This window comes from Vibrio sp. Isolate34 (assembly GCF_022397915.1).
Taxonomy (GTDB): Bacteria; Pseudomonadota; Gammaproteobacteria; order Enterobacterales; family Vibrionaceae; genus Vibrio.
The window spans coordinates 1-25,352 of the sequence record NZ_JAKEUO010000029.1; the positions used below are offsets into that span (position 1 = coordinate 1).

General features: G+C 45.6%; 23 protein-coding genes and 1 rRNA gene. 11 read left to right on the forward strand and 13 right to left on the reverse strand.

Annotated features, from left to right (window positions below):
* From L1D22_RS20890 to trxA, 7 genes are all read right to left on the reverse strand, one after another.
* Positions 1 to 201: ribosomal RNA gene (locus L1D22_RS20890) — 16S ribosomal RNA — on the reverse strand; the annotation flags it as partial.
* A gap of 561 nt (positions 202 to 762) precedes the next feature.
* On the reverse strand, positions 763 to 1,476 hold the full coding sequence (gene fre, locus L1D22_RS20895; RefSeq protein ID WP_060468859.1) for an NAD(P)H-flavin reductase: 714 nt from the start codon (positions 1,474 to 1,476) through the stop codon (positions 763 to 765).
* 20 nt (positions 1,477 to 1,496) lie between these two features.
* Positions 1,497 to 1,766: a 2Fe-2S iron-sulfur cluster-binding protein gene (locus L1D22_RS20900; protein WP_060468860.1), complete on the reverse strand. Its 270-nt coding sequence runs from the start codon at positions 1,764 to 1,766 to the stop codon at positions 1,497 to 1,499.
* On the reverse strand, positions 1,763 to 3,604 hold the full coding sequence (ubiD, locus tag L1D22_RS20905; RefSeq protein ID WP_239831098.1) for a 4-hydroxy-3-polyprenylbenzoate decarboxylase: 1,842 nt from the start codon (positions 3,602 to 3,604) through the stop codon (positions 1,763 to 1,765). The genes L1D22_RS20900 and ubiD overlap by 4 nt, the downstream gene beginning before the upstream one ends.
* A gap of 98 nt (positions 3,605 to 3,702) precedes the next feature.
* Positions 3,703 to 4,698, reverse strand: a complete 996-nt coding sequence (locus L1D22_RS20910; RefSeq protein ID WP_239831099.1) for a hypothetical protein — start codon at positions 4,696 to 4,698, stop codon at positions 3,703 to 3,705.
* Positions 4,699 to 4,808: 110 nt separating this feature from the next.
* Positions 4,809 to 6,068 carry a transcription termination factor Rho gene (gene rho / locus L1D22_RS20915; RefSeq protein ID WP_017631298.1) on the reverse strand — a complete coding sequence of 420 codons (1,260 nt, stop codon included), beginning with the start codon at positions 6,066 to 6,068 and terminating at the stop codon, positions 4,809 to 4,811.
* Between the two features lie 200 nt (positions 6,069 to 6,268).
* Positions 6,269 to 6,595: a thioredoxin TrxA gene (trxA, locus tag L1D22_RS20920; RefSeq protein ID WP_239831100.1), complete on the reverse strand. Its 327-nt coding sequence runs from the start codon at positions 6,593 to 6,595 to the stop codon at positions 6,269 to 6,271.
* Between the two features lie 111 nt (positions 6,596 to 6,706).
* Between trxA and rhlB the strand changes: the two genes are divergently transcribed.
* A complete protein-coding gene (gene rhlB, locus L1D22_RS20925) occupies positions 6,707 to 8,017 on the forward strand; it encodes an ATP-dependent RNA helicase RhlB (RefSeq protein WP_017631297.1) in 1,311 nt (436 codons plus the stop codon).
* A 6-nt stretch (positions 8,018 to 8,023) separates the two neighbouring features.
* Complete coding sequence (gene gppA / locus L1D22_RS20930) at positions 8,024 to 9,517, forward strand: guanosine-5'-triphosphate,3'-diphosphate diphosphatase (protein ID WP_239831101.1); 1,494 nt, start codon at positions 8,024 to 8,026, stop codon at positions 9,515 to 9,517.
* A 100-nt stretch (positions 9,518 to 9,617) separates the two neighbouring features.
* On the opposite strand, the gene L1D22_RS20935 is transcribed toward gppA, so the two are convergent.
* The 3 genes from L1D22_RS20935 to recQ form a co-directional block, all read right to left on the reverse strand.
* Complete coding sequence (locus L1D22_RS20935) at positions 9,618 to 10,289, reverse strand: 7-cyano-7-deazaguanine/7-aminomethyl-7-deazaguanine transporter (protein WP_239831102.1); 672 nt, start codon at positions 10,287 to 10,289, stop codon at positions 9,618 to 9,620.
* A 270-nt stretch (positions 10,290 to 10,559) separates the two neighbouring features.
* Positions 10,560 to 10,871, reverse strand: coding sequence for a DUF3630 family protein (locus L1D22_RS20940; protein WP_239831103.1), 312 nt, complete (start codon positions 10,869 to 10,871; stop codon positions 10,560 to 10,562).
* Between the two features lie 65 nt (positions 10,872 to 10,936).
* Positions 10,937 to 12,775 carry an ATP-dependent DNA helicase RecQ gene (gene recQ / locus L1D22_RS20945; protein WP_239831104.1) on the reverse strand — a complete coding sequence of 613 codons (1,839 nt, stop codon included), beginning with the start codon at positions 12,773 to 12,775 and terminating at the stop codon, positions 10,937 to 10,939.
* A 179-nt stretch (positions 12,776 to 12,954) separates the two neighbouring features.
* Between recQ and rarD the strand changes: the two genes are divergently transcribed.
* From rarD to tpx, 5 genes are all read left to right on the forward strand, one after another.
* Positions 12,955 to 13,863, forward strand: coding sequence for an EamA family transporter RarD (rarD, locus tag L1D22_RS20950; protein ID WP_239831105.1), 909 nt, complete (start codon positions 12,955 to 12,957; stop codon positions 13,861 to 13,863).
* An 86-nt stretch (positions 13,864 to 13,949) separates the two neighbouring features.
* On the forward strand, positions 13,950 to 14,744 hold the full coding sequence (locus L1D22_RS20955) for an AraC family transcriptional regulator (protein ID WP_239831106.1): 795 nt from the start codon (positions 13,950 to 13,952) through the stop codon (positions 14,742 to 14,744).
* Positions 14,745 to 14,833: 89 nt separating this feature from the next.
* Positions 14,834 to 15,496: a LysE family translocator gene (locus L1D22_RS20960; RefSeq protein ID WP_017631677.1), complete on the forward strand. Its 663-nt coding sequence runs from the start codon at positions 14,834 to 14,836 to the stop codon at positions 15,494 to 15,496.
* 91 nt (positions 15,497 to 15,587) lie between these two features.
* Positions 15,588 to 17,345 carry a gamma-glutamyltransferase gene (gene ggt, locus L1D22_RS20965; protein ID WP_239831107.1) on the forward strand — a complete coding sequence of 586 codons (1,758 nt, stop codon included), beginning with the start codon at positions 15,588 to 15,590 and terminating at the stop codon, positions 17,343 to 17,345.
* 785 nt (positions 17,346 to 18,130) lie between these two features.
* Positions 18,131 to 18,628 carry a thiol peroxidase gene (gene tpx / locus L1D22_RS20970; protein WP_017065742.1) on the forward strand — a complete coding sequence of 166 codons (498 nt, stop codon included), beginning with the start codon at positions 18,131 to 18,133 and terminating at the stop codon, positions 18,626 to 18,628.
* Between the two features lie 120 nt (positions 18,629 to 18,748).
* Here tpx and uvrD read toward each other — a convergent pair whose 3' ends face one another.
* Positions 18,749 to 20,923, reverse strand: coding sequence for a DNA helicase II (gene uvrD / locus L1D22_RS20975; protein ID WP_176680617.1), 2,175 nt, complete (start codon positions 20,921 to 20,923; stop codon positions 18,749 to 18,751).
* 264 nt (positions 20,924 to 21,187) lie between these two features.
* Here uvrD and L1D22_RS20980 point away from each other — a divergent pair, with 264 nt between their 5' ends.
* From L1D22_RS20980 to L1D22_RS20995, 4 genes are all read left to right on the forward strand, one after another.
* Complete coding sequence (locus L1D22_RS20980) at positions 21,188 to 21,448, forward strand: DUF2282 domain-containing protein (protein ID WP_076654523.1); 261 nt, start codon at positions 21,188 to 21,190, stop codon at positions 21,446 to 21,448.
* A 64-nt stretch (positions 21,449 to 21,512) separates the two neighbouring features.
* Positions 21,513 to 22,373, forward strand: a complete 861-nt coding sequence (locus L1D22_RS20985) for a DUF692 domain-containing protein (protein ID WP_239831108.1) — start codon at positions 21,513 to 21,515, stop codon at positions 22,371 to 22,373.
* On the forward strand, positions 22,370 to 23,137 hold the full coding sequence (locus tag L1D22_RS20990; RefSeq protein ID WP_239831109.1) for a DNA-binding domain-containing protein: 768 nt from the start codon (positions 22,370 to 22,372) through the stop codon (positions 23,135 to 23,137). Before L1D22_RS20985 ends, L1D22_RS20990 begins: the two co-directional genes overlap by 4 nt.
* A gap of 1 nt (position 23,138) precedes the next feature.
* Positions 23,139 to 23,597, forward strand: coding sequence for a DoxX family protein (locus L1D22_RS20995; RefSeq protein WP_239831110.1), 459 nt, complete (start codon positions 23,139 to 23,141; stop codon positions 23,595 to 23,597).
* A gap of 100 nt (positions 23,598 to 23,697) precedes the next feature.
* Here the strand turns inward: L1D22_RS20995 and L1D22_RS21000 are convergent, their stop codons facing one another.
* Both L1D22_RS21000 and L1D22_RS21005 read right to left on the reverse strand, forming a co-directional pair.
* Complete coding sequence (locus L1D22_RS21000) at positions 23,698 to 23,979, reverse strand: hypothetical protein (protein WP_004736654.1); 282 nt, start codon at positions 23,977 to 23,979, stop codon at positions 23,698 to 23,700.
* A 102-nt stretch (positions 23,980 to 24,081) separates the two neighbouring features.
* Complete coding sequence (locus L1D22_RS21005; protein ID WP_206192966.1) at positions 24,082 to 25,281, reverse strand: multidrug effflux MFS transporter; 1,200 nt, start codon at positions 25,279 to 25,281, stop codon at positions 24,082 to 24,084.
* Positions 25,282 to 25,352: the final 71 nt, after the last annotated feature.

The window sequence follows — 25,352 nt, forward strand, 5'->3', positions numbered from 1 at the left end:
CCGTAGGCATTATGCGGTATTAGCCATCGTTTCCAATGGTTATCCCCCACATCAAGGCAATTTCCTAGGCATTACTCACCCGTCCGCCGCTCGACGCCCATTAACGCACCCGAAGGATTGTTAGTGTCGTTTCCGCTCGACTTGCATGTGTTAGGCCTGCCGCCAGCGTTCAATCTGAGCCATGATCAAACTCTTCAATTTAAGATTTTGTGACTCAACGAATACTGACTTCAAAACTACTATGTAATTCTAAAGCTATTACCATTCCAACAGAATGATAATGAATTGACTGTGCCAAATAACCCCTCTCTATAAAGAAAGTAATTATTCGTATTGGTCACTCAGTTCATTGAAATCATTTTGATTCCGAAGAATCTGTTTTATCTAACGATAAAACGTTTTGATATTCATCAACGAGTGCCCACACAGATTGATAGGTTTAAATTGTTAAAGAGCTTTACTTCTTGAGCGTTCCTTTTAAGTAAGGAGCCTCTCGAAGTGGACGGCCATTCTAGCGAATTAACATTCAGTGTCAAACACTTTTTGAAAATTAATTTTTTGTCGCTTTCCGTCTTACTGATTCTTGCTGAAGCCTTGTGGCGTCTGCCGTCTCAGTGGGGTCGCATTATAGGGAACCCTCTCAGGTTAGCAACTACTTTTTCATAAAAAATGAATAAATAGAGGTTAACTGCCTAATAGTTCACCTAAACGTAAAAAAGAGAGCATTTCTGCTCTCTTTTTACTCAAAATCTAAGAGTATTATTAGATAAAGGCGTAAGCATCAGCGTACATATGGTCACGCTTTGCTTCTTTATTCTGAGTAAATAGGTCTCTTGCAGCACCTGCCATTTCAAAACGACCTGCAATATAGATATCGAAATCAGCCAGTGATTCGAAACTTTGCGTAATTGCTTCAAGCACATTACCAGTTTGGCCGTGCCATACTTCAGGTGCTTCTTCTACTACTGGTACAAAGTGCACATTGCTGTGCTTTTCTGCGATACCTACTAGCTCTTCTTTTGCATATAGCTGGCACTCGTCTTTTGCGCCCCAGTATAAGTGAATCTCTTTTTTGCTGTTTTGCGCGATACAGTGATCTAGGATTGAACGTACATAGCTAAAACCAGTGCCACCAGCAATCAATAATAGAGGGCGTTCGCTTTCTTCTTTAATCCACGCATCACCGTGTGGTGCATCAATAGCGATATCGCCATCTTCAGCTTGCGCTTTTTTCATCGCCTCAACTACTTCTAATGCGTAAGCATTGTGCTCAGCGGCACCAATGTGTAACTCAAGCTCACCTTCATGGCGGCATGGGCTGCTTGCAATAGAGAATGGACGTTTATCTTTCTCGCCCATTTCAACCATCAGGTACTGACCCGCTTTAAAAGCAACAGGTGTTTCTGGGTGAAGTAGGATTTGGTAAGTGTTACAAGCCAAAGGCTCGATAGACTTCACTTTACATTTAATAGTCATGTTCTTCCTCTTACTAACCCTTAATCGGCAAAGGTTAGAACTAAATTACTTTCTGCAAATGCTTGGCAAGCGAAAATCCAGCCCTGTTCCTGCTCTTTCTCTGTGAGCATGGGTTCAAGGTGGTAACTCACTTGTCCTTCTAACTTTTTGCACATACACATCGCGCATGCGCCAACTTGGCAACGGTTTGGAAAATAGATATCGCTGTTGAGCGCAGCATCCAAGACCGTTTGTCCTTTTTCTACTGTGAAACTGATGTTTTCTGGATATAAGACTACTTGGTAGCTCATGAAATTCCTAGTTGTTCCCAGATGCTATCAATCTTTTTAACGACATCAGGATCTTTTGTGATAGGAACGCCCCACTCGCGAAGACATTCGCCTTCCCATTTATTGGTCGCATCTAGTCCCATTTTGGAGTGTCCAGTTTCGTTCTGTAGGAACAATGTATCTCTTGCCGGATCCATTCTGGTGGTTACCGCCCAAATGATGTCATTCCAGTCACTCACGTTGACATCACCATCACACACGATAACAAACTTGTTCTCATCAAATTGAGACCAAACCGCTTCCATGATTTTCTTACCATTACCTGCAGCTTGCTTATCAATAGACACCACAACCATGCTGGCGTTGTCGTTCTGTAGCTGGATATCAATAATTTCAGGGTGAGCCTTAGTTAATTCAGCCAGGCTACCTTCGATATGTTCACTACTTACAGGCGCAGATTCGACGTCTGGCGATAGCGCTAACTCCGCATCCCACTTCTTGGTGATGTCTAGGCCCATCTTAGAGCCCAGTCCAACCACTGGTGATGCAAAATCTAACGAATCGATAGGTGTGTTCTCAATCATCAAGCTATCACGAGACGGATCCATGTGTTCACACATCGCAGCCGTTACTTGAGACCAATCACGTGCGTTTACATCCTCGTCGCACACCAATACAAATTTGGTGTACATGAATTGACGCAAGAAAGACCATACACCCATCATCACGCGCTTAGCGTGACCTGGGTATTGCTTCTTCATTGTCACTACCGCCATTCGGTACGAACAACCTTCAGGTGGCAAGTAGAAGTCTTCTATCTCTGGGAACTGCTTTTGAAGAATAGGAACAAACACTTCATTTAGTGCAACACCCAGTACCGCAGGCTCATCAGGCGGACGGCCAGTATAAGTGCTGTGATAGATAGGGTTTTCGCGCATGGTTACATGAGTAATCGTAAATACGTGGTGCTTTTCTTTCTCGTTGTAGTAACCCGTGTGGTCTCCGTATGGGCCTTCGTCCGCGAACTCATTCGGGTCGATGTAGCCTTCCATTACGATTTCCGCACTTGCTGGTACCTCTAAGTCATTACTGATTGATTTAACGACCTCAGTTTTACTACCACGCAGCAAGCCTGCAAACGCGTATTCCGATAAGGTATCTGGTACTGGTGTCACCGCGCCAAGAATGGTGGCAGGGTCTGCACCAAACGCAACAGATACTGGGAATGGTTTACCAGGGTTGGTCTCCATCCAGTCGCGCAGATCAAGCGCTCCACCGCGGTGGGCTAACCAACGCATGATGATTTTATTCTTACCGATCTTTTGCTGACGATAGATGCCTAAGTTTTGGCGTTTTTTGTTTGGACCACGAGTAACCGTTAAACCCCATGTTAGCAATGGTGCGACATCGTCGGCCCAACAGCTCATCACCGGAATTTTATCTAGGTCGACGTCATCACCTTGCCATACCACTTGTTGGCAAGCCGCTTTACGAAGGCGTTTAGCTGGCATGTTTAAGACTTGCTTAAACACTGGCAGTTTATCGATAGCGTCTTTAAAACCTTTTGGTGGCTCAGGCTCTTTTAGGTAGGCAAGTAGCTTGCCCACTTCACGTAGCTCTTTTACATCCTGACGCCCCATACCAATAGCAACACGATTAGGTGTACCAAATAGGTTAGTCAAAACAGGCATGTCATAGCCTACTGGGTTTTCAAACAATAGAGCCGGGCCACCAGCACGTAGAGTACGGTCGCTAATCTCGGTCATTTCATAGTCTGGGTCGACTGGGTGAGAGATGCGTTTCAACTGACCAATACTTTCAAGATGGTCGATAAAATCACGTAAACCTTTAAAACTCATAGGACTTCTACATGCTGATTATTCTGCGCTCAGTATATCAAAAAGGGTGACACTGAGATCCCCCTTTTTAATGTGGTTATTGAGAGCCAAAATCCACTTTACGGTAATGCTTGCTCGATCAAAGAACTCTTCACCTGAGGGTTATCATTCACGAGATCTTGTAACCATCCAGTATGACCTTGTTTTGCTAATTCACGGGCAACCAAAGACGCTTCATCGGCAATCGCCATTCTAGAGACCAAGAACTGCTTCACCTCATCCGATAATGGATTCACTTTGGTGAGCAAGGTGATCGCTTCATCTTTCAAACGTGGATTCTTAGTTGCAGCCATAACCTGCTCAAGTGCGAATGCTTGCTTGGTTTCAGCAAGGCGAACCAATTCAGCTTGGCTGTGATAATCCGCCTTCATACGCCATAGGATCTTGTAGACCTCAGGATCTTCACTCACCTGTGCTAATCGAACCACCACCTCGGAGGACGGTAGCCAACTTACAATCGACGACGTGGTAAGTTGTTTGGTTAGGTAATCAACCGCTTCAGGCGACAAGCTGTCTAGCTCTCGGATTAGCAGCGCTTCTCGAGTCTGGACTTGGTGTTCAGAGCCAGATAACCACTCTTTCAGGTTGAGATCTTGTTTCTCCGCATCAAGAACAAATACCAATGTCTTTTGGTCTTGGCGCCACTGCTTAATGAGTCGGTTAGCAATCGAAGGGTAATTAAAGGCAGGTACCGTAAACTCATAGCCATCGCCACGCTCTAACACTTGATAAGTTGGCGTGATAGCAAGTTGCTGCTCAATGAAGATAGACATCTTGGGCGTGAGTACGATTTTTTGCTGTTCGAGCTTCTTCAAGAGTTGGTAACGAGCCACCTCTTGTTGGGGAAATGTCAGGCGCTCAAGTGCAAAGCGTAGCGAATTCACTTCGTCACGCACGACAAACTCGAGCAATTCAGCAGTTTTCAGTTTTACTTGATCATTCTCAAGCCAAGACTCTACTGTAGTTGGAGACATCTCGGTAGCATAGCTGATGCCGACCGGTGAAAATAACAGTGAAGTAGACAGGAGTAATGATGACAACAGTCCATGTTGCATTTTAACTTCCTTGTAACACTTTTGGTCATTCTGCAAGCTGTCGCTACAAAATGCAAATAAAAAGCGCCACCCGAAGGCAGCGCTTTTTAATAACTATCAGCTAATCAATATTACTGACGACGCATTGCGTCAAAGAACTCATCGTTCGTTTTCGTCATTGCTAGCTTGTCGATAAGGAATTCCATTGCGTCAATTTCGCCCATTGGGTGAACAATCTTACGCAGAATCCACATCTTCTGTAGTTCATCGTTCTTCGTAAGAAGCTCTTCACGACGAGTACCAGAGCGGTTGAAATCAATCGCAGGGAATACACGTTTTTCAGCAATCTTACGGTTAAGGTGCAGTTCCATGTTACCTGTACCTTTGAATTCTTCGTAGATAACTTCATCCATCTTAGAACCAGTATCAACCAGTGCTGTAGCGATGATCGTTAAGCTACCGCCTTCTTCTACGTTACGTGCCGCACCGAAGAAACGCTTAGGACGGTGAAGTGCGTTAGCGTCTACACCACCAGTAAGAACTTTACCTGATGAAGGAATCACGGTGTTGTAAGCACGAGCTAGACGAGTAATAGAATCCAGAAGGATAACTACGTCTTTCTTGTGTTCAACAAGGCGTTTCGCTTTCTCGATAACCATTTCTGCTACTTGTACGTGGCGAGATGCTGGCTCATCGAATGTTGAAGCAACTACTTCACCTTTAACTAGGCGCTGCATTTCTGTTACTTCTTCTGGACGCTCATCGATCAGAAGAACCATCAGTTCACATTCAGGGTGATTGTGAGCGATGCTCTGAGCGATGTTCTGAAGAAGCATTGTTTTACCCGCTTTTGGCGGAGCAACAATCAGACCACGCTGACCTTTACCAATTGGAGACGCAAGGTCAAGAATACGAGCCGTAATATCTTCAGTCGCACCGTTACCACGTTCCATCACCATACGTTCGTTGGCGTGAAGAGGAGTAAGGTTTTCGAAAAGAATCTTGTTACGAGCGTTATCTGGCTTATCGTAGTTAACAGTGTTTACTTTTAGCAGTGCAAAGTAACGTTCACCGTCTTTAGGTGGACGAATCTTACCGCCAATTGAATCACCAGTACGTAAGTTAAAACGACGAATTTGGCTTGGAGATACGTAGATATCATCAGGGCCAGCTAGGTATGAGCTGTCAGCACTACGTAGGAAACCAAAACCGTCTTGAAGAATTTCTAGAACACCATCACCAAAGATGTCTTCACCACTTTTTGCATGTGCTTTAAGGATGGAGAAGATAATGTCTTGTTTTCTTAGGCGAGCTTGATTCTCAAGACCTAAGCTTTCGCTAAGTTTAACAAGCTCAGACACAGGTCTGTTCTTCAGTTCAGTAAGATTCATAGTGGTGGAAGTTTGTTTAGTCAAAATAGGATCTGTTTTCTTAAGTTAAGAAGGAGTTGGTCACAGGATCGACCAAGAAGAGAAATTCGTTCAATTAACGTGCGATAAATTAGCACTAAAACTAAGACTAGTCCATAGCTTAGAAAAAACAAAACCGCGCATTTGTTAACTGCACGGTTTCTTTTCAAATGCTGACCTAATTAAAGGTTAGCGTCTAAGAACTCTTTAAGTTGAGTTTTAGATAATGCACCAACTTTAGTCGCTGCTACGCCGCCATCTTTGAAAAGAAGTAGCGTTGGAATGCCGCGAATACCAAACTTTGGTGGTGTTCCAGCATTTTGGTCGATATTAAGTTTACCGATAGTGAGCTTGCATTCGTACTCGTCTGCGATTTCATCAAGAATCGGGGCAATCATCTTACAAGGACCACACCATTCAGCCCAAAAATCAACAAGAACCGGGCCTGCAGCATTGATTACATCGTTATCAAAACCGTCATCAGTTAGCTGCAAAATCTTATCACTCATCTTCCACTCCAATGTATTTTTTAGAACTGGTTGGATGATAACCAGTAAATAGATGCCCTATTGGAATGTATTTACTTTCGTATTGCAAGCTTAAGCTGATATTCTATAGCAATGAAAAAGACGCATATCACAGAGCAAAAGTTCGCCGACTTGGATTTACTTCCGCAAGTCATTGAAGGATTGGAGAAAAAAGGGTTCGATTATTGTACCCCGATCCAAGCCTTGGCGCTCCCGGTACTGCTCACCGGCCAAGACATTGCAGGCCAGGCCCAAACGGGTACTGGTAAAACGCTTGCGTTTCTTACTGCTACTTTCAACCACCTGCTAAAAACACCTGAGCATGAAGGGCGTAAGCCTAACCAGCCACGTGCAATTATTATGGCACCAACGCGTGAACTCGCGATTCAGATCTACAACGATGCTGATTCTCTAGTTGCAAGCACAGGTATCAAAGCAGCATTAGCTTACGGTGGCGAAAGCTACGACAAGCAGCTAGGTAAAATCGAAGAAGGCGCAGATATCTTAATTGGTACTACTGGCCGTATCATCGACTTCTACAAGCAGAAGGTATTTAACCTTAACCACATTCAAGCTGTTGTTCTTGACGAAGCTGATCGCATGTTCGATCTTGGTTTCATCAAAGACATCCGCTTCTTGTTCCGCCGTATGCCTGAGCCAAAAGATCGCCTGAACATGCTGTTCTCTGCGACGCTTTCTTACCGCGTACAAGAGCTAGCGTTCGAACACATGCACAATCCAGAGCATGTTGTTGTTGAGCCAGAGCGTAAAACAGGTCACCGCATCAAAGAAGAGCTGTTCTACCCTTCAAACGAACACAAAATGGCACTACTGCAGACGCTAGTTGAAGAAGAATGGCCAGAACGCGCTATCATCTTCGCTAACACTAAGCACAAGTGTGAGTCTGTTTGGGGTCACCTAGCAGCAGATGGTCACCGTGTTGGCCTGCTAACTGGCGATGTTCCCCAGAAGAAACGTGAAAAGATTCTTGAGCAATTCACTAAAGGTGATGTTGACCTACTTGTCGCAACCGACGTTGCAGCACGTGGCCTACACATTCCTCAAGTAACACACGTATTCAACTTCGACCTACCAGACGATTGTGAAGACTACGTTCACCGTATCGGCCGTACAGGTCGTGCTGGCGCAAGTGGTCACTCGATCAGCTTTGCTTGTGAAGATTACGCAATCAACTTGCCGCCTATCGAAGAATACATTGAGCACGCTATCCCTGTGTCTGACTATGACTCTTCTGCACTACTAGAAGATCTACCAGCACCATTGCGCTTACGTACACGTAACCCGCAACAGCGTCGTTCAAACAACAATGGCCCACGCAACGGTAACCGTAAACCAAACCAGAACCGTCGCCCACGCCAACCGCGTCATAACAAGGAAGCTTAGTCGCTTATGAGTCAAACAGTGTCACCACCGCTTTACGCTGCAATCGACCTCGGGTCGAACAGTTTTCATATGCTCGTTGTGCGTCATATCGATGGCAGCGTACAAACCATGGCTAAAATTAAGCGCAAAGTGCGTTTAGCTGCAGGCTTAGATGAAAATAATGCGCTTAGTACTGAAGCCATGCAGCGCGGTTGGGACTGTTTGAGTCTCTTTGCAGAGCGACTGCAAGATATTCCGAAAGAAAATATCCGCATTGTAGGTACAGCGACCCTACGTACTGCTATCAATGTGGATATATTTCTAGAGAAAGCGAACCAGATTCTTGGTTACGACATCAATGTTATCTCTGGTGAAGAAGAAGCTGCGACTATTTATAAGGGCGTGGCACATACTTCAGGTGGCAGCGGCCGCCGACTGGTAGTAGATATTGGTGGCGCAAGTACCGAGATGATCATCGGTGAAGGCTTCTCGGCGAAAGCACTGACCAGCTTAAAAATGGGCTGTGTTACTTGGCTTGAACGCCACTTTAAAGATCGCCAATTAACCGCAACCAACTTTAACAATGCCATTGAAGCGGCAAAGTCGACGTTGGCTCCGATTCTAGATAGTTACACCGATATCGGATGGGATGTGTGTGTTGGCGCCAGTGGTACCGTTCAGGCACTGCAAGAAATTATGTTAGCGCAAGGCATGGATGAGGTTATTACTCATGCCAAACTTAAGCGCCTACAGAAACAAGCGATGATCACAGAGCGCTTGGAAGAGCTAGAAATAGAAGGGCTAACCCTTGAACGCGCATTAGTGTTCCCAAGTGGCCTTTCTATTCTTATTGCGATTTTTGAGCTGCTTGAAATCGATTCAATGACACTCGCTGGCGGCGCACTCCGTGAAGGTCTCGCCTACGAGATGGTTAATGAGCTGCGCCAAGACGATATCCGTGCACGTACCGTCAAGAGCGTACAATCACGCTACCAGATGGACGTAAGCTACGGTGAACAAGTGGCTGTCGTGGCACAGACCCTGCTAGATCAAGCCGGCGGAGAAGCTTGGGTGTCAGAACCTCAAGCAAGCGTTTTATTACAAACCGCAGCCAAGCTTCACGAAATTGGTTTAACCATCGATTTCAAAAAAGGCGGTGAGCACAGCGCTTACCTGCTGCAGAACTTAGACCTGCCTGGCTTCACTCGAGCGCAAAAGCACTACTTGGGTGAGTTAACTCGTCGCTACCGTGAACAGTTAACCTCACTACCAGAGCAACACGCTATCTCAGGCACCAGCAGCAAGCGTATCTTACGTATTCTGCGTTTGGCTATTTTGTTGACTCACCGTCGCAATCCAGCGCTAGAGCCTGAGTTTAAGCTTGCAACCGATGGTAACAATCTGACATTGACGCTTTCTAAGCAATGGCTAGCAGACAACCCGCTGACCGCCGCTGAACTAGAGATCGAATCGAATAGACAAACCGATATTGGCTGGCCATTGAATATTGAATGCCTCTGATATTAGTATCTGACGCTAGAAATTAAAAAAGCCCAAGTTAGTCTACTAACTTGGGCTTTTTCCTATCGCTGCATTAATGCTTTGCGTTACAAATCTAAACTTAAGCGTTAACACCTGTCGCTTTAAAGTCAGGGTTCACAGCGGTTAACTTCTTAACCACGTAATTTAGAAGCACACCGTACATTGGCACAAACAGACCTAAGCTGATGATAAGTTTGAATCCGTAATCAACCAACGCAATTTCAGTCCAGTGCTCAGCCATGAATGGATCTGGGCTTTGGTAGAAAGCAATCGCAAAGAACGCAATGGTATCAATGGCATTACCGAATAGCGTTGAACACGTTGGGGCTACCCACCACTGTTTAAGCTGACGTAAACGGTTGAAAACATGCACATCTAAGATCTGGCCAAGCAGATAAGCCATGAAACTTGCCGCAGCGATACGTGCAACAAACAAGTTAAACTCGCCGAGTTGGTTAAAGCCTTGGAATGAACCTTCGAAGAACACCACTGACAAAAAGTAAGAAACGGCCAGTGCAGGTAGCATCACTAAGAAAATGATTTTACGAGCAAGCTGCGCACCAAAAATGCGAACAGTCAGATCAGTCGCTAGGAAGATAAACGGGAAAGTGAAAGCACCCCAAGTGGTGTGCATACCGAAGACGGTAAAAGGGAGCTGAACCAAATAATTGCTTGATGCAATAATGATCAAATGGAACAAAACTAATAGTGCTAGGGCTTTGCGCTGTTGCGCAGGGGTAAAGTTACTCATGCTGTACCTTTTTAGTTTGGTTTGGGGGTGAGGGAACCCAAATCGAGTCATTTCTTCGAATAAACTAAGAAAGCTCTTACCAATAATGTGAATTAAGAATGTTTCTATAATTTGCTCTATCGAGCGGCGGGCGATTATACATTAATCAATATTGGCTGCAATGGTGAGAACAAACGCAAACGTTTATTCTCACTTTTATTGGTGAATAGCGTTAGAAACTATGTTTTAAAAGCCAGGTTTAAAAGCTACATTTAGAAGCGGTGCTAAAAGTTAAAAACCGCGCTTAAAAAGCGCCGCGAGATAATCAAACTCTTCTCGGCTCTCTTCTGCGTTCAACGACTCAAACCAGATTGATTCGCTGTAATGTTCAGACTTTAAAAACATCCGACAATCTTCAAAATCGATCAACCAAGAGTGCATGTCGGCGTCCCATTGCTTTTCAATTACAGAAGCAGACAACAATGCCACCAGCTTTTCACCTAACACTTCGTAAGAATCAAAATCAAAACTTGGAGACGTAATCAATAAACGCCCTTCCTCAGCCAAATACTCTCTTAAGCCAAATTCTGTTTGTGTTGTCATGTCCCTATCAACCTTATTCTTTTTCTATGATCTCGTCGCTTTTAGAGGCTAAGCGACTCTGCAAATTAACCGTGTGTCGTGATGTGTTCTTGAATCAAATCTAAGAATGGGTCTGCGTACTTATCAAGTTTACGTTGACCAACACCGTTAACCGCCAACATCTCACCGTATGAGGTAGGCAATACTTCAGCCATATCAATCAAGGTCGCATCACTGAATACCACATAAGGTGGTAAACCATCTTCATCAGCAATCGACTTCCGTAGCTTACGCAGTTTGGCAAACAGCTTCTTATCGTAGTTCTTGCTGCTGAGTTTATCGGACTTAGCACTGCGCACCGCCGTATCCAAACGAGGCACAGCCAATTCCAAAGACATCTCACCACGCAGTAGCGGACGTGCTTCTTCTGTTAGCTGTAATGTCGAATTACGGGTGATGTTCTGGAACAGCAAACCTTTGTGAATCAGCTGACGGAAGATACTGATCCAGTAATCATGGCTGTGGTCGCGGCCAATACCGTAAGTAGACAGCTTATCGTGACCATTATCGCGCACACGGATGTTCTGCATGCCACGCATCACTTCAACTACGTAGCCCATACCAAATGACTGATTGACACGGTACACACAAGACAACGCCTTCTGCGCCTCTTGGGTCGCATCAAAGTGTTTTGGCGGATCCAAACAGATATCGCAGTTACCACATTGTTTCTCACGATATTCGCCAAAGTAGTTGAGCAGCACCTGACGACGACAGGTTTGCGCTTCAGCAAAGGCACTCATCGCGTTTAGCTTGTGCATCTCGACCTGTTTTTGAGGGCCTTCTTCTTTCTCATCCAGCATACGACGCAACCAACCCATATCAGCCGGGTCAAACAGCATCATGGCTTCAGCAGGCAAACCATCACGACCAGCACGGCCAGTCTCTTGATAGTAAGACTCGATGTTACGTGGAATATCAAAGTGCACCACAAAACGAACGTTGGGTTTGTTGATGCCCATACCAAACGCTACGGTCGCGACAACAATCTGGATATCATCACGTTGGAAGGCTTCTTGAACGTAAGCACGCTCATCAGTGTCCATGCCAGCGTGATAACCCGCGGCGCGAATACCGTTATTGCACAGCTTCTCGGTCACCATTTCTACTTTCTTGCGACTACCGCAATAGATGATGCCGCAATTGCCCTTTTGTGTTTCTAAGTAGCGAACCACCTGTGACACGGGCTTATGCTTCTCAACTAGGTTATAGCGAATGTTAGGACGATCAAAACTACCCAAGTAGGTATGTGGATCCACCAGCTGCAGGCGCGAGATAATATCTTTACGTGTTGCATCGTCGGCGGTTGCCGTTAGCGCCATATAAGGCACATGCGGGAAATACTGTTTAAGTTGGCCTAATGATGCGTATTCCGGACGGAAGTCATGCCCCCATTGAGAGATACAGTGCGCTTCATCCACCGCAATCATCGAAAGCGGTAAACCTTGAAGACGTTCGATAAAATCGCGCATCAACACACGCTCTGGCGACACATAGACCATCTTCAATTGGCCCGAATTCATGCGATTAAACACACTCATCAGTTGGTCACGTGGCATTGAAGAGTTAATGCACTCAGCCGCGACACCGTTCGCCTTCAGTTGGTCGACTTGGTCTTTCATCAGCGAGATCAGCGGTGAGATAACCAGAGTGAGCCCTTCACGAACCAAAGCTGGAATCTGGTAACACAGTGACTTACCACCACCGGTTGGCATAATCACCAAGCTGTCTCTGCCTTCAACGGCCAGATCAATGACCTCTTGCTGACCATCGCGAAAGCTTTGATAGCCAAACACATCTTGGAGGATGTTTTGCGCATCATTCGCGGGAGTCGGTATTTGCTCAGCAATCAGAGTGGCGGTCATTATGGTTCCTAATCGAGGTATGAAATCAGCAAGCATCATTCGCAAGCAAGTCGCACATTGTAGAGGGGAACGCTGGCGAATTAAACCGCAAATTGTTAGGTGAAAAGGGTTAACGCTCCTATACTGACCAACTCTCTTATAAATCTTATTAATAAGCACTCAGTGCTAGAGAAAGATGCATGACACAAGAAGAACAACAACGTACGCGCCAAGGAATTTTGCTTGCAGTTGGTGCCTACACGATGTGGGGTATCGCCCCTATATATTTCAAATCTTTAAGTGAAGTTTCCCCATTTGAGATTCTCAGCCACCGTGTAGTATGGTCTTTTTTCCTACTCGCTTTTTTACTACACGTTAGTCGCAGTTGGCGTAAAGTGCGCGACACCCTAACCTCAAAGCCAAAAATGCTCTATTTGGTGGCGACCTCTATCTTGGTGGGTGCTAACTGGCTGATCTTTATCTGGGCGGTAAACTCCAATCACATGCTCGATGCCAGTTTGGGGTATTACATCAATCCACTGATTAACGTATTGCTCGGGATGTTGTTCCTTGGCGAGCGTTTACGTAAGCTTCAATGGTTTGCGGTCGCCCTTGCGGCAATTGGCGTGATCATTCAATTGATCGCGTTTGGCTCTGTGCCAATTGTTGCGATTGCCCTAGCCTTCAGTTTCGGTTTCTATGGTCTATTGCGTAAAAAAGTTAGCTTAGAAGCGCAAACGGGCCTATTCATTGAAACATTAGTGATGCTGCCTATCGCCGCAACATACTTGTTGTTTATCGCAGACAGTCCAACTTCAGATTTCTCGATGAACCCGATGCAGCTTAACCTATTACTGATTGCAGCAGGTGTTATCACCACGGTTCCGTTGCTTTGTTTTACTGGTGCAGCAACCCGCTTGAAGCTATCGACACTCGGCTTCTTCCAGTACATAGGCCCGAGCTTGATGTTCTTGTTGGCGGTCCTTATCTATGGTGAAGCCTTTACCAGTGACAAAGCGATCACCTTCGCCTTCATCTGGGGCGCTCTGGTTATCTTTAGCTTTGATGGCCTGCGTCACAGCAAAAAGAACAAGCGCGCGAAACAGTAGCACTGATCGTTTTTTACAAGACAATCTATAAATACAGAGATAAGCTTGGTTGAATTGATGATAATTTAACCAAGCTTTTTTATGCCATGGATAAAGTCCACTACTACTCGACACCTAGCCAAGATATCAGCCTGATCCAAGCTCAATACCAAGAGTTTGCCTTTCAGCGCCACTATCATTTGGACTTTCACATCGGCCTAATCACTCAGGGTCAGCAAAAGTTTGTCTATAAAGGGACAAGCTACCACGCTGGTGCTGGACAAGTGGTGATGATGCCACCTGATGAACTGCATGACGGCCATTCAAAGCTAGAATCTGGATACCAAGTGAGTGTATTTGCTGTGTCGCCGCAATGGCTGGGCGATCTTGCCGATCACAGAGAAAATGGTCACGCGTTAAGCTTTTCCGAGTTGATCCTCTCCGATCAAGCGACTTTTTTACAATTGTGCAACCTTCATGGGCTGCTTATCAATCCAAACATCAGTCAACTCGCTCAAGATTGCCTACCGTTCGAAGGTTTTTCGACAATAGTTGATCGTTACGCGCAGTTTGGATCGAAAACTCAGGTGCAACTTGGTACTCAGTCGGTTAACACGCTCAAAGACTATTTGATGGCAAACCTCGACCAACCGGTACGCCTAGAGCAGCTGTCTGAACTGTGCGATCTCACCACCACACAGTTTCAGCGCCATTTTAAAAACAAGATGGGCATTACCCCTTATGCTTGGCTAAGCCGTTTACGTATGGAACAAGGCATGCGACTGATTAAGTCAGGTGTGGGCGGAACCGAGGTCGCTCATCAAGTGGGATTTTACGATCAAGCCCATTTCTCAAAGGCATTTAAGACCGCATTTGGTGTTTCCCCGTCGAAAATTAACTAAGTGTTGATAATTTACAATTGAGAGATTCGAAATCACGGTAAGCTGCGCTCAACAACTCTCAACAGAACAACCCAGTTATTGGAACAGATATGAATGAAGTCACCATATTAGTCACCCTCGCCTCTATCCACTTTATTGCCTTGATGAGCCCAGGCCCTGACTTTGCCCTTGTGGTACAAAACGCAACACGCCACGGACGACAAACTGGCTTATACATTGCTCTGGGATTATCTTGCGGGATCTTGCTGCATTCGCTTCTAAGTTTAACGGGTATCAGCTATCTGGTTCATCAGCACCCAACTCTTTTCGCCACCATACAGTTAGCTGGCGGTAGCTACTTGCTATATCTCGGTGTTGGTGCACTAAAAGCAACTTGGCAGATCATTACTCATCACGAAGATGAGACCAATCCTGTCGATTCAAAGGATCTGATTCTCACCAATAAACGTCAGGCCTTTTCGAAAGGGTTTGCGACTAACATCTTAAACCCAAAGGCCTTAGTGTTTTTCATCAGTTTGATGTCGAGCTTAGTTCCTGCAGACATGTCGCTGTCAGGCAAAGGCCTTGCTTTGATCATCCTATTTGGCCTTTCACTATTCTGGTTCTCGCTATTGGCGTGGATGCTTTCGACTAAAACCCTACAGAAGAAGCTTAGCGAAGCAACAGTCTACATTGATGGCCTGTGTGGCGTACTATTCAGCATTATTGGCCTGAGTATTCTTTGGCAGTCGCTGTCTGGTTTAATCGCTTAAATTCGAATCAATATTACAATTCGTTAACAACGCACTGGCTATCTTATCTTTCCACTGCCAATCTAGCTCTGCATATGAAAAGGAGAAGATCATGCAGTGGAAAACAAAACTAACAACCCTCGCCACTTCTACCCTACTTTTTGCCTCTCACGTCAGTTGGGCAAATCAAGCTGCCGATTCCGTCGCTCCAGAACAAAGTAGTGGTTTAGAAACCAAACAACTCGTTAAAGCCAACGATTGGATGGTCACCGCCGCCAACCCACTGGCAACCCAAGCGGGCGCTGATGTACTTGCTCGTGGTGGTAACGCGATTGATGCCATGGTTGCCGTGCAACTGATGCTTGGCTTAGTGGAACCTCAATCATCAGGTATTGGTGGTGGCGCGTTCCTTGTTTATTTTGATGGCAAGGACAAGCAACTCAAAACCTACGATGGTCGTGAAACTGCACCACTTGATGCCACACCACGTCTGTTCCAAGACGAAAACGGACAACCGCTTAAGTTTTATGATGCAGTGGTTGGTGGTCGCTCTGTAGCGACACCGGGCACAGTCCAACTGCTGTGGGACACTCACCAAAAATACGGCAAGTTAGAGTGGGCATCCCTAATCAAACCTATCGCGCAACTGGCTGAAAAAGGTTTTACCATCAGCCCACGTTTAGCGACCTTGATTGAAAATGACCAAGAGCGACTAAGCCGCTTTACCACCACCAAGGCCTACTTCTTTAATGCCGATGGCAGCCCAAAAACCGCAGGTACGCTACTTAAGAACCCAGAATACGCGGCAACGTTAAACGCTATCTCAAAAGATGGTGCTAAGGCTTTCTATCAAGGCGAAATTTCCGCTGACATCATCAATACAGTTCAAACCGCCAAAGGTAATCCTGGCGTATTGGCACAGAAAGACTTCGATGCGTATTCAATTAAGCAACGTGAACCGGTTTGTTCCGCGTATGAGAGTTACGATATATGCGGCATGGGACCACCGAGTTCAGGTGCATTAACGGTTGGGCAGATCTTAGCGATGACCGAACAGTTTGATCTTAAATCATGGGGGCCAAACGACGCGAGATCTTGGCAAGTGTTAGCGGACGCTTCTCGTCTAGCTTTTGCAGACCGTGGTATGTACATGGCAGACCAAGATTACGTTCCGATGCCAACCCAAGGGTTAGTGAATACTGACTATTTGCAGGAACGTGCCCAGTTAATTACTGCTGGAAAGGCACTAGACAGTGCACCATCAGGCACCCCACCGTGGGATCACGCCATGCTGCGCAGCCAAGATGTGTCTATTGAACTGCCTTCCACCAGCCACTTCAATATTGTCGATAGCGATGGCAATGTCGTATCGATGACCACCACCATTGAGAACGCATTTGGCTCACGCCTGATGGTAAGAGGCTTCCTACTCAACAACGAACTGACCGACTTCTCATTCAAGACTCATAACGATGGCAAGCCTATCGCGAACCGACTTGAACCGGGTAAACGTCCACGTTCCTCAATGGCACCGACCATCATCATGCAAGACGACAAACCTTACATGGCGATCGGTTCTCCGGGTGGCAGTCGTATCATAGGTTATGTGGCACAAGCTATTATTGCCCACACCCAATGGGACATGGATATCCAACAAGCGATCAATCAACCACACTTCCTAAACCGTTTCGGAACTTTAGATTTGGAAAAAGGAACCTCGGCGGAAAACTTCAAACCTGAGCTAGAAAAGATGGGATTTGAGGTCAACGTTCGCGATCTTAACTCGGGTTTACACGCTATTCGCATCACAAAAGATTGTCTAGAAGGTGCTGCAGACCCTCGTCGTGAAGGTGCCGCTATCGGCCAATAAGGGAAAATACTCCCTTTTTACTCCCTGCCTTGTGCGAAATCTCTCACAAGGCAGTGAGTAAATATCGATATTTAACTGCGAAATTAAGCACCTAGATATTGTAACCAATTGAAATTAAACAATACGTACATTTATCATTCAAATAATTATATAGAAATTCGCTTATGCACCATTGCTGATAAATAAGGAATCGGTAATATGAATGGTGTCGGAAGGATGCTGACACGGAACAGGAAACGCCAAGGACTTGGTTATCTTCAGGATGAAGATTCGATTACTCAGGATGAATAATCGGCATGGATAGCGAAATGGACATTGAATGGACGCAATAGTAACTAGGATGGTTGCTACTAAGGAAAGACAATGGACACCTCTGGACGAGGAAAGGACTGAACATCAGGATGATGTAAAGGACACCGCTCAAGGAACAAGTGACGCGCGCTAACGAGGATTGTTGGCAGATCAGGATAAGATCAAGGACACCGCTAGGAAGGCGACGAAAGGAATACGCTGAAGGATAACAGCACACTATCATGGATTTGATGCATGGAGCACACTTAGTAGCCGGATTGCTGCGAGTAAGACTATAGACCCCGATGAGCGCAAGCTCTCGGGGTTTTTCTTTATCTGTCGTCTCACCTTTTCTTCATCTAAAACAAACAGATCAAAGACCTTTGATTACAATTCTGACATTTAAATCATTCACTTCTTAATCACTTCCGAGTAACGTAAGTCTTACTAGGCTCAACTAGTTTCATAACCATAATTAAACTAAGGACAAATTCATGTCACACGTTACCTTCAAAGGCGCTGCTGTACCGCTAACTGGCACATTCCCACAAACTGGCGAACAGGCACCAAGCTTTGCACTGACTGCAGGCGATCTTTCTGAACTGACACTTGCTTCTCTTGCAGGCAAGAAAGTCGTTCTAAACATTTTCCCAAGCATCGACACAGCAACTTGTGCAACGAGCGTACGTACGTTCAACGCAAAAGCGGCAGAGCTTGAGAACACGGTTGTTGTTTGTATTTCTGCTGACCTACCATTTGCTGCAGGTCGCTTCTGCGAACTAGAAGGCATTGAAGGCGTTCAACACGCTTCAACTTTCCGTTCTCCTACATTCGCATCAGACTACGGCGTAGCGATTGCTGAAGGTCCACTAGCAAGCCTAACAACACGTGCAGTTGTCGTTGTTGATGAAAAAGGTGTGGTAACGCACAGCGAGTTGGTTGCAGAGATCACTGAAGAACCAAACTACGAAGCGGCACTGGCTGCACTGTAAGATCCCCTCTAGTCAGTAATCTATTGTGATCGCTTAAGGCGGTACGCAATAAAAAGAGCAGCCATTGGCTGCTCTTTTTGTTTTCAATAATGAACGGTTATTAGATGCTGAAGTAATAGATTAAAGCTGCTCTAAACGCGCGTAAGCCGTTACTAACCACTTAATCCCTTCACCGTTAAACGCTACTTGCACTCGACTCTGAGGACCACTTCCTTCGAAGTTGATGATAGTGCCTTCACCAAACTTAGGGTGCTTCACGCGAGAACCCAAGCTAAAGCCTGTTTCATTGAAGTTCTCTTTCACAGCGGTTTGGCTAAAGCGACCACTGCTTGCAGGGCGACTGACTTGCGCTTTCATACGCACTTCATCCAGACAGGTCTCTGGTAGTTCACGAATAAAACGTGATGGCTTGTGGTACTTGTCCTGACCGTACAAGCGACGCATCTCAGCATAAGTGATGTAAAGCTTCTCCATCGCACGAGTCATGCCTACGTAACACAAGCGACGCTCTTCTTCTAAACGTCCCGCTTCTTCGGCAGACATCTGGCTTGGGAACATGCCTTCTTCGACACCCACCATGAATACCATTGGGAACTCTAGGCCTTTAGCACTGTGCAGAGTCATTAACTGAACTGCATCATCAAACTCATCGGCCTGACCTTCACCCGCTTCCAAAGCTGCATGAGTTAAGAACGCCGTCAGCATACTCATCTCATCCGCTTCTTCCGGCTTTTCAAACTGACGCGTTGCCGTTACCAATTCTTCCAAGTTCTCAATACGTGCCTTCGACTTCTCACCCTTCTCTTGCTCGTACATCGCAAACAGACCCGACGATTTGATCACGTGGTCAGTTTGTTCATGTAGGCTAAGCTCTAGCGTGTCGTCTTCAAGCGCGTTAATTAACTCGATAAAACGGCTCAATGCACCTGCTGCACGGCCTGGCAGTACTTGTTCTTCTATCAAAGCAAGACTTGCTTGCCACATCGTTGCACCACGGTCACGTGCTGCGAAACGAATCGTCTCTAGGGTTTTATCACCCAAGCCACGCGTTGGTGTGTTTACCACACGCTCAAAAGCAGCATCATCGTTACGGTTACCCATTAAGCGCATGTAGCTCAAGGCATCTCGAATTTCCTGACGCTCGAAGAATCGCATGCCGCCGTAGATTCGGTAAGGCAAACCACCTTGAATCAAAGCTTCTTCAAGAACACGAGACTGGGCGTTATTACGATAAAGCATTGCGGTATCTTCTAGCGCACCGCCTTTCTCCTGCCACTCTTTGATCTTGCTAACCGTGAAACGCGCTTCATCGAGCTCGTTGTAAGCCGAGTAAACTGAGATTGGTTCACCATCGTTGCCGTCCGTCCACAACTCTTTACCCATACGCTCGGTGTTGTTCGAGATAAGCTCGTTCGACGCCTGCAGAATGGTTTTAGTTGAACGGTAGTTTTGTTCTAATCGAATCGTTGAAGCACCTGGGAATTCATCCAAGAACTTCTGAATATTTTCGATCTTAGCACCACGCCAGCCATAGATAGATTGGTCATCATCACCCACGATCATCACACGACAATCAGGGCCCGCCATCATGCGTAGCCAAGCGTATTGGATGTTGTTGGTATCTTGAAATTCGTCGACAAGAATATGCTTGAAACGAGCCTGGTAGTGCTCTCGGATATGTTTCTTATCACGCAGCAGTTCGTGTGCTCTTAGCAAGATCTCCGCAAAATCGACCAAGCCAGCACGGTCACATGCCTCTTGATAAGCAGAGTAGATCTTTAACCATGTTTGAGTCACTGGATCATGGTAGGCATCAATATGACTTGGGCGTAGACCTTCATCTTTCTTGCCATTGATCCACCAAGAAGCTTGCTTGGCAGGCCACTGTTTTTCATCGAGGTTTTGCGCCTTAATTAAGCGACGCAGCAAGCGAATCTGATCATCTGAATCAATGATCTGGAAATCTTCTGGCAGTTTTGCATCTAGGTAGTGAGCACGAAGGATACGGTGACAGATGCCGTGGAAGGTACCGTTCCACATGCCTGACGAGCTACCCATCATCAACTCTTCAATACGACCACGCATCTCTGCTGCCGCTTTGTTGGTGAAGGTAACCGACATGATAGAGAACGGCGATGCTTGCTCTACGCTTTGTAACCAAGCGATACGATGCACCAACACTCGCGTTTTACCACTGCCAGCACCTGCCAGAATAAGTAGGTTTTCTAAAGGTGCTGCGACCGCCTCACGTTGTTTGTCGTTTAGGCCATCGAGTAAAAGCGAAGGATCTATCATTGGATATGCTCACTACTGGGTATTTATACATAAAAGTCGATTATAACCTAAACACTAGGCTGCGTTTAGGATAATAAGAAGAAAAAATAATCAAAAATTAACATCATAAAATCAGCAATTTAAACTATGAATAATCATTAATATTGATATTTTTTATAATGCCATGAAATTATTTCCTAGTTCTTCCTATCTTTTTTAGTAAGCAAGTTAACAATTCATTAACCTGCGATGTGAAAATACTATTAAGTCCTAGAGGGAATGACTATGAAAAATTCTAATCTTGCTGTTACAGCTGCAATCACAAGTGTACTAGCGTTTGGCGGTGCAGTTCTTACATCAGCACCTGCGGAAGCAGCAGCGAAAGAAAAATGCTACGGCGTGGCAAAAGCTGGCCAAAATGACTGTGCAACCAAAACAAGCTCATGTGCAGGTACAGCAAAAGAAGACAACCAATCCGATGCATTCGTAGTCGTTCCTAAAGGACTATGTGGCAAATTAACTGGTGGTAACACTCAATCATCATAATTGAGCTGCTTAGTATGGTGGGCTGATATTCAGCTCACCTCCACTTCCGATTAGGAGAACCGTTGTGATTCAAACTCTTCACCCCAATGCAGGGGTTGGCCTTAGAACACCGCACTTGGACTTCTTTAGCCAAAATCCATCTCTAGTGAGTTGGTTAGAGGTTCACAGCGAGAACTACTTTTTAGCTCAATCACCGCAACGCCAACAACTCAGAGAAATTCGTAACGCACACAGCATAAGTTGCCACGGTGTTGGATTGTCTCTTGGCTCTGTTGAGCGTATCAATCAACACCATCTGGTGCGGTTAAAAGACCTGATTGATGATATTGAACCTTTCTTGGTTTCTGACCATCTCAGCTGGAGTCAAACTGGCGGGCATTACTTCAATGACTTGCTACCGCTGCCTTACACAGAAGAAGCGTTAGAAGTGTTCTGTCGCAATGTCATCGAGGTTCAAGATGGCCTGCAACGCCCTATGCTGATTGAGAATCCATCGAGCTACCTAGCCTTCAAGCATTCAACTATCCCAGAGTGGGAGTTCTTGGCTGAGGTACAAAAGCGCACCGAGTGTCGCCTACTGCTCGATTTCAATAATATTTTTGTCTCATCTTTTAATCATGGCTTCAGCTGTAAAGAGTACTTAAGCGGAATTCCTGCAGACAAAGTGGAAGAGATTCACCTGGCAGGTTTTACCCCAAAAAAGCTTGAACAAGGTGAGATCTGGATAGACACCCACAGTAAACCTGTCTGTGACGAAGTGTGGAAACTCTATACTGACTGGGTAGCACAACATGGTTTGCGCCATACCTTGATTGAGTGGGATCTCGATATCCCAGAGCCACAAGTTTTATTGGTTGAAGCAACCAAAGCCAGTGACATTTTGTATCAACACGACAAGTTCAACCAAAGGAGTCGCGCCTCATGAGCCACTCCCTAGCAGATGTTCAATTGGAGTTTGCTAACGCCCTACGCTACCAAAACAATGGTGAGCACTGCGACATAGTGAGCGACCATTTTACCGATGAACAGCGAATCCAGATTTACCGTAATAACTTTGTGATCAGCTTAAGCGAAGTTCTGACAGCAACCTACCCACTCACGGAAATGCTGGTTGGTGAAGAGTGCTTCCAACAGATGGCTCGTCAGCACGTCTTAAGTTATCCATCGACCTCTGGTGATGTCAGTGGTTACGGTGAACATTTTGAACAGACTATCAAAGCTTTTCCTGCCGTTATTGAGGCTGCACCTTATCTCGGTGAAGTGGCTTTGTATGAATGGCAGAAAGACAGCTTGGTAAGGTTTACGTCACAAGCAGATTTCGACCAGAGACCTCTTTCTTGTCTAGCAGATGTACCACAAGAACAACAAGGTGCTTTGGTCTTTCATCTCAAAGATTCAATAACACTGATTCATTCTAGTTACACGATTATCGCGCTTGAACACGCCATCTATCAGCAACAACTCGACGGGCTCGACATCAACCAACCTGAATTTGGGGTGTTAATCCGAGCTGAGAATTCACAGATTGAGAGCCATAGTTTGAGTGAAGAGAGCCACCGACTCTTAACTGAATTGCAATCAGGTCAAACACTCTCAGCGATAGACCCTTTACTACTACAACATCTGAATACTGTTATGGCGCTAAACGTCATCTCAGGTTTTTCAATCAATGCCGAATTGGAGACATAACATGGATAACAACACAGTCACGAACATGATGGCTCAATACGACAGTTTGATTGAGAAATCACAGGCTCTTTTTATTCCATTGCTTCTACTATTTTGTCGCCTTTGGGTGGCGTGGGTATTCTTTAATTCTGGACTCACTAAGATAGCAACTTGGGATAGCACGCTTTACTTGTTTGAATTGGAATACCAAGTGCCACTGCTACCTTGGGAATTGGCGGCTTACATGGGCACTGCCGCTGAGTTAATTCTGCCAGTGTTCTTAGCACTCGGTTTATTAACACGACCTATGGCTGCAGTGTTGTTCGTTTTCAATATCATTGCTGTCGTGTCTTACCCTGTATTGTGGGATCAAGGTTTCTACGATCATCAGCTTTGGGGGTTAATGATTCTTATCGTTGTCGTGTGGGGCGCAGGACCATTCTCACTTGATAGAGTTTTGAAAGCGCAGTTTAGGAATTAAAATGAGTTTTCACCTCTTTTGAATTACTAAAGCTAAATGGCTACAGCCCAAATGCAAAAAACCACTCAATTGAGTGGTTTCTTTTTTAACTGGGATAAGCTTACTTGTTTAGAAAAGCTTGTAGCTCTTCAGCAGAGATGCCTTGCTCTGCAAGTTCTTTTGCCAATAGCTGAACCTGCTCACCCTTACGAGACTCTACCACACGCTGAAATTGGTAAATGATATCTCGCAAAGTATCGATTGGAACTTGTTTTGCCGCACTGCGAATACGCTCTTCACTTTGGTTGCCTAGCTCTTTAAGCAATTTACCAAACATGACCTTTTCAGGTGCATCTTCCATTTGTTCTAAGATGCGCGCCATTTCGTAGGTTGTTAATGACATTACAGTATTTTCCGTTGGGGACTAACGTTTCAATGAGTGACAAATATACCATGTTTTAACGTTTCGAAAACCGCCATTTGTATATTTTGTCACCCTGGTAACTTATGCCTTAGCAAACGTCGCGTGCCATGACTTACCCGCTTTGCTCGCAAGCACTAATAACGCAGGAACAATCAGGAACATTTGCAGAGCGATCATCACTTGCGACGTTAAATCAAGACGTTGCATCGTACCCACAAGAAGTCCTGAACCACTCATTTGGAACAAGCCAAGCAGCGCAGCAGCTGTACCCGCACGGTCACCGAAAGGTTCTAGAGCTTTACCTGCTGCAGCACCAAGAATCCAAGCAAAGCCAACCGACGATAAGAAGATTGGTAGCATGAACGCGATTGGAGTCGCGTGCTCAGCAAGCACCAACATAATCACGCCCGCTAAGCCCAGCGTCGAGATACCAACAACCAATGCCTTGTAAGTACCAAAACGGTCCATAAACTTAGGCGCTGTGAATGCAGCAGTGATGTTGATAGCTGCGTTAATACCAAACCAGAAGGTAAACTCATTCATCGTCAAACCCAAGTTCTCCATCAACACGACTGGTGCTGAGGTAACATAAGCAAGAATTACCGCCATCGCCATCAAACATAAGGTTGCATGGAAAAGGAACGATGGTGTTTTAAGTACTGACCAGTAACGCTCCAGTTTGAACACAGCAACCTTCTCTGTCGCCGGGTTAGACTCTTTCATTTGGAAGAATAAGATACTGCCAACGACTACCGCGAAACCAGCCATAAAGCTGAAGTTCGAACGCCAGCCAAATTGATGGGTTAGCCAAGCGCCAAGAATCGGTGCCAATGCGGGGATAAAACAGATCGCACCATTGAGGTAGCTGATCATTCGGCCACTCTTCTCTGGGCCAAATAGATCGCGAACCGTTGCAAAGGCAGCTACAGAAGTCGCACAAGCTCCTAAGCCTTGTAGCAGCCGAGCTATTAGCATCATATCAATCGATTGAGCTGCCCACGCCAAGCAAGCACTCAATGCATAGATACTAACACCTCCCAATGCAACGGTTCGACGTCCTAGCTTATCCGCCAAAGGGCCGGCAAATAGTTGGCCGACACCCATAGCAAACAAAAACCAAGTAATCGTATCTTGTGCTAGTGCATGTTCCACGTGAAACGCTGTCGAAATCTGTGGCAGAGCTGGCAGGTAGATATCAATAGCCAAAGGGCTAAAAAGAACCAGCATTGCCAATAAAGCAACCTGCAGTTTACTAGGGGTTGGAAGCGCGTTAGAAGGCACAAGATTCTCCGGATGAGTTAATTTAGGTGCATAATAACCAACTAAAGATATGAACAAAAATGGCATATAAT

Coding starts and splice junctions, on each gene's coding strand:
- fre (WP_060468859.1), bottom strand. CDS start 1,476: ATGACTATTAAATGTAAAGTGAAGTCTATCGAGCCTTTGGCTTGTAAC.
- L1D22_RS20900 (WP_060468860.1), bottom strand. CDS start 1,766: ATGAGCTACCAAGTAGTCTTATATCCAGAAAACATCAGTTTCACAGTA.
- ubiD (WP_239831098.1), bottom strand. CDS start 3,604: ATGAGTTTTAAAGGTTTACGTGATTTTATCGACCATCTTGAAAGTATT.
- L1D22_RS20910 (WP_239831099.1), bottom strand. CDS start 4,698: ATGCAACATGGACTGTTGTCATCATTACTCCTGTCTACTTCACTGTTA.
- rho (WP_017631298.1), bottom strand. CDS start 6,068: ATGAATCTTACTGAACTGAAGAACAGACCTGTGTCTGAGCTTGTTAAA.
- trxA (WP_239831100.1), bottom strand. CDS start 6,595: ATGAGTGATAAGATTTTGCAGCTAACTGATGACGGTTTTGATAACGAT.
- rhlB (WP_017631297.1), top strand. CDS start 6,707: ATGAAAAAGACGCATATCACAGAGCAAAAGTTCGCCGACTTGGATTTA.
- gppA (WP_239831101.1), top strand. CDS start 8,024: ATGAGTCAAACAGTGTCACCACCGCTTTACGCTGCAATCGACCTCGGG.
- L1D22_RS20935 (WP_239831102.1), bottom strand. CDS start 10,289: ATGAGTAACTTTACCCCTGCGCAACAGCGCAAAGCCCTAGCACTATTA.
- L1D22_RS20940 (WP_239831103.1), bottom strand. CDS start 10,871: ATGACAACACAAACAGAATTTGGCTTAAGAGAGTATTTGGCTGAGGAA.
- recQ (WP_239831104.1), bottom strand. CDS start 12,775: ATGACCGCCACTCTGATTGCTGAGCAAATACCGACTCCCGCGAATGAT.
- rarD (WP_239831105.1), top strand. CDS start 12,955: ATGACACAAGAAGAACAACAACGTACGCGCCAAGGAATTTTGCTTGCA.
- L1D22_RS20955 (WP_239831106.1), top strand. CDS start 13,950: ATGGATAAAGTCCACTACTACTCGACACCTAGCCAAGATATCAGCCTG.
- L1D22_RS20960 (WP_017631677.1), top strand. CDS start 14,834: ATGAATGAAGTCACCATATTAGTCACCCTCGCCTCTATCCACTTTATT.
- ggt (WP_239831107.1), top strand. CDS start 15,588: ATGCAGTGGAAAACAAAACTAACAACCCTCGCCACTTCTACCCTACTT.
- tpx (WP_017065742.1), top strand. CDS start 18,131: ATGTCACACGTTACCTTCAAAGGCGCTGCTGTACCGCTAACTGGCACA.
- uvrD (WP_176680617.1), bottom strand. CDS start 20,923: ATGATAGATCCTTCGCTTTTACTCGATGGCCTAAACGACAAACAACGT.
- L1D22_RS20980 (WP_076654523.1), top strand. CDS start 21,188: ATGAAAAATTCTAATCTTGCTGTTACAGCTGCAATCACAAGTGTACTA.
- L1D22_RS20990 (WP_239831109.1), top strand. CDS start 22,370: ATGAGCCACTCCCTAGCAGATGTTCAATTGGAGTTTGCTAACGCCCTA.
- L1D22_RS20995 (WP_239831110.1), top strand. CDS start 23,139: ATGGATAACAACACAGTCACGAACATGATGGCTCAATACGACAGTTTG.
- L1D22_RS21000 (WP_004736654.1), bottom strand. CDS start 23,979: ATGTCATTAACAACCTACGAAATGGCGCGCATCTTAGAACAAATGGAA.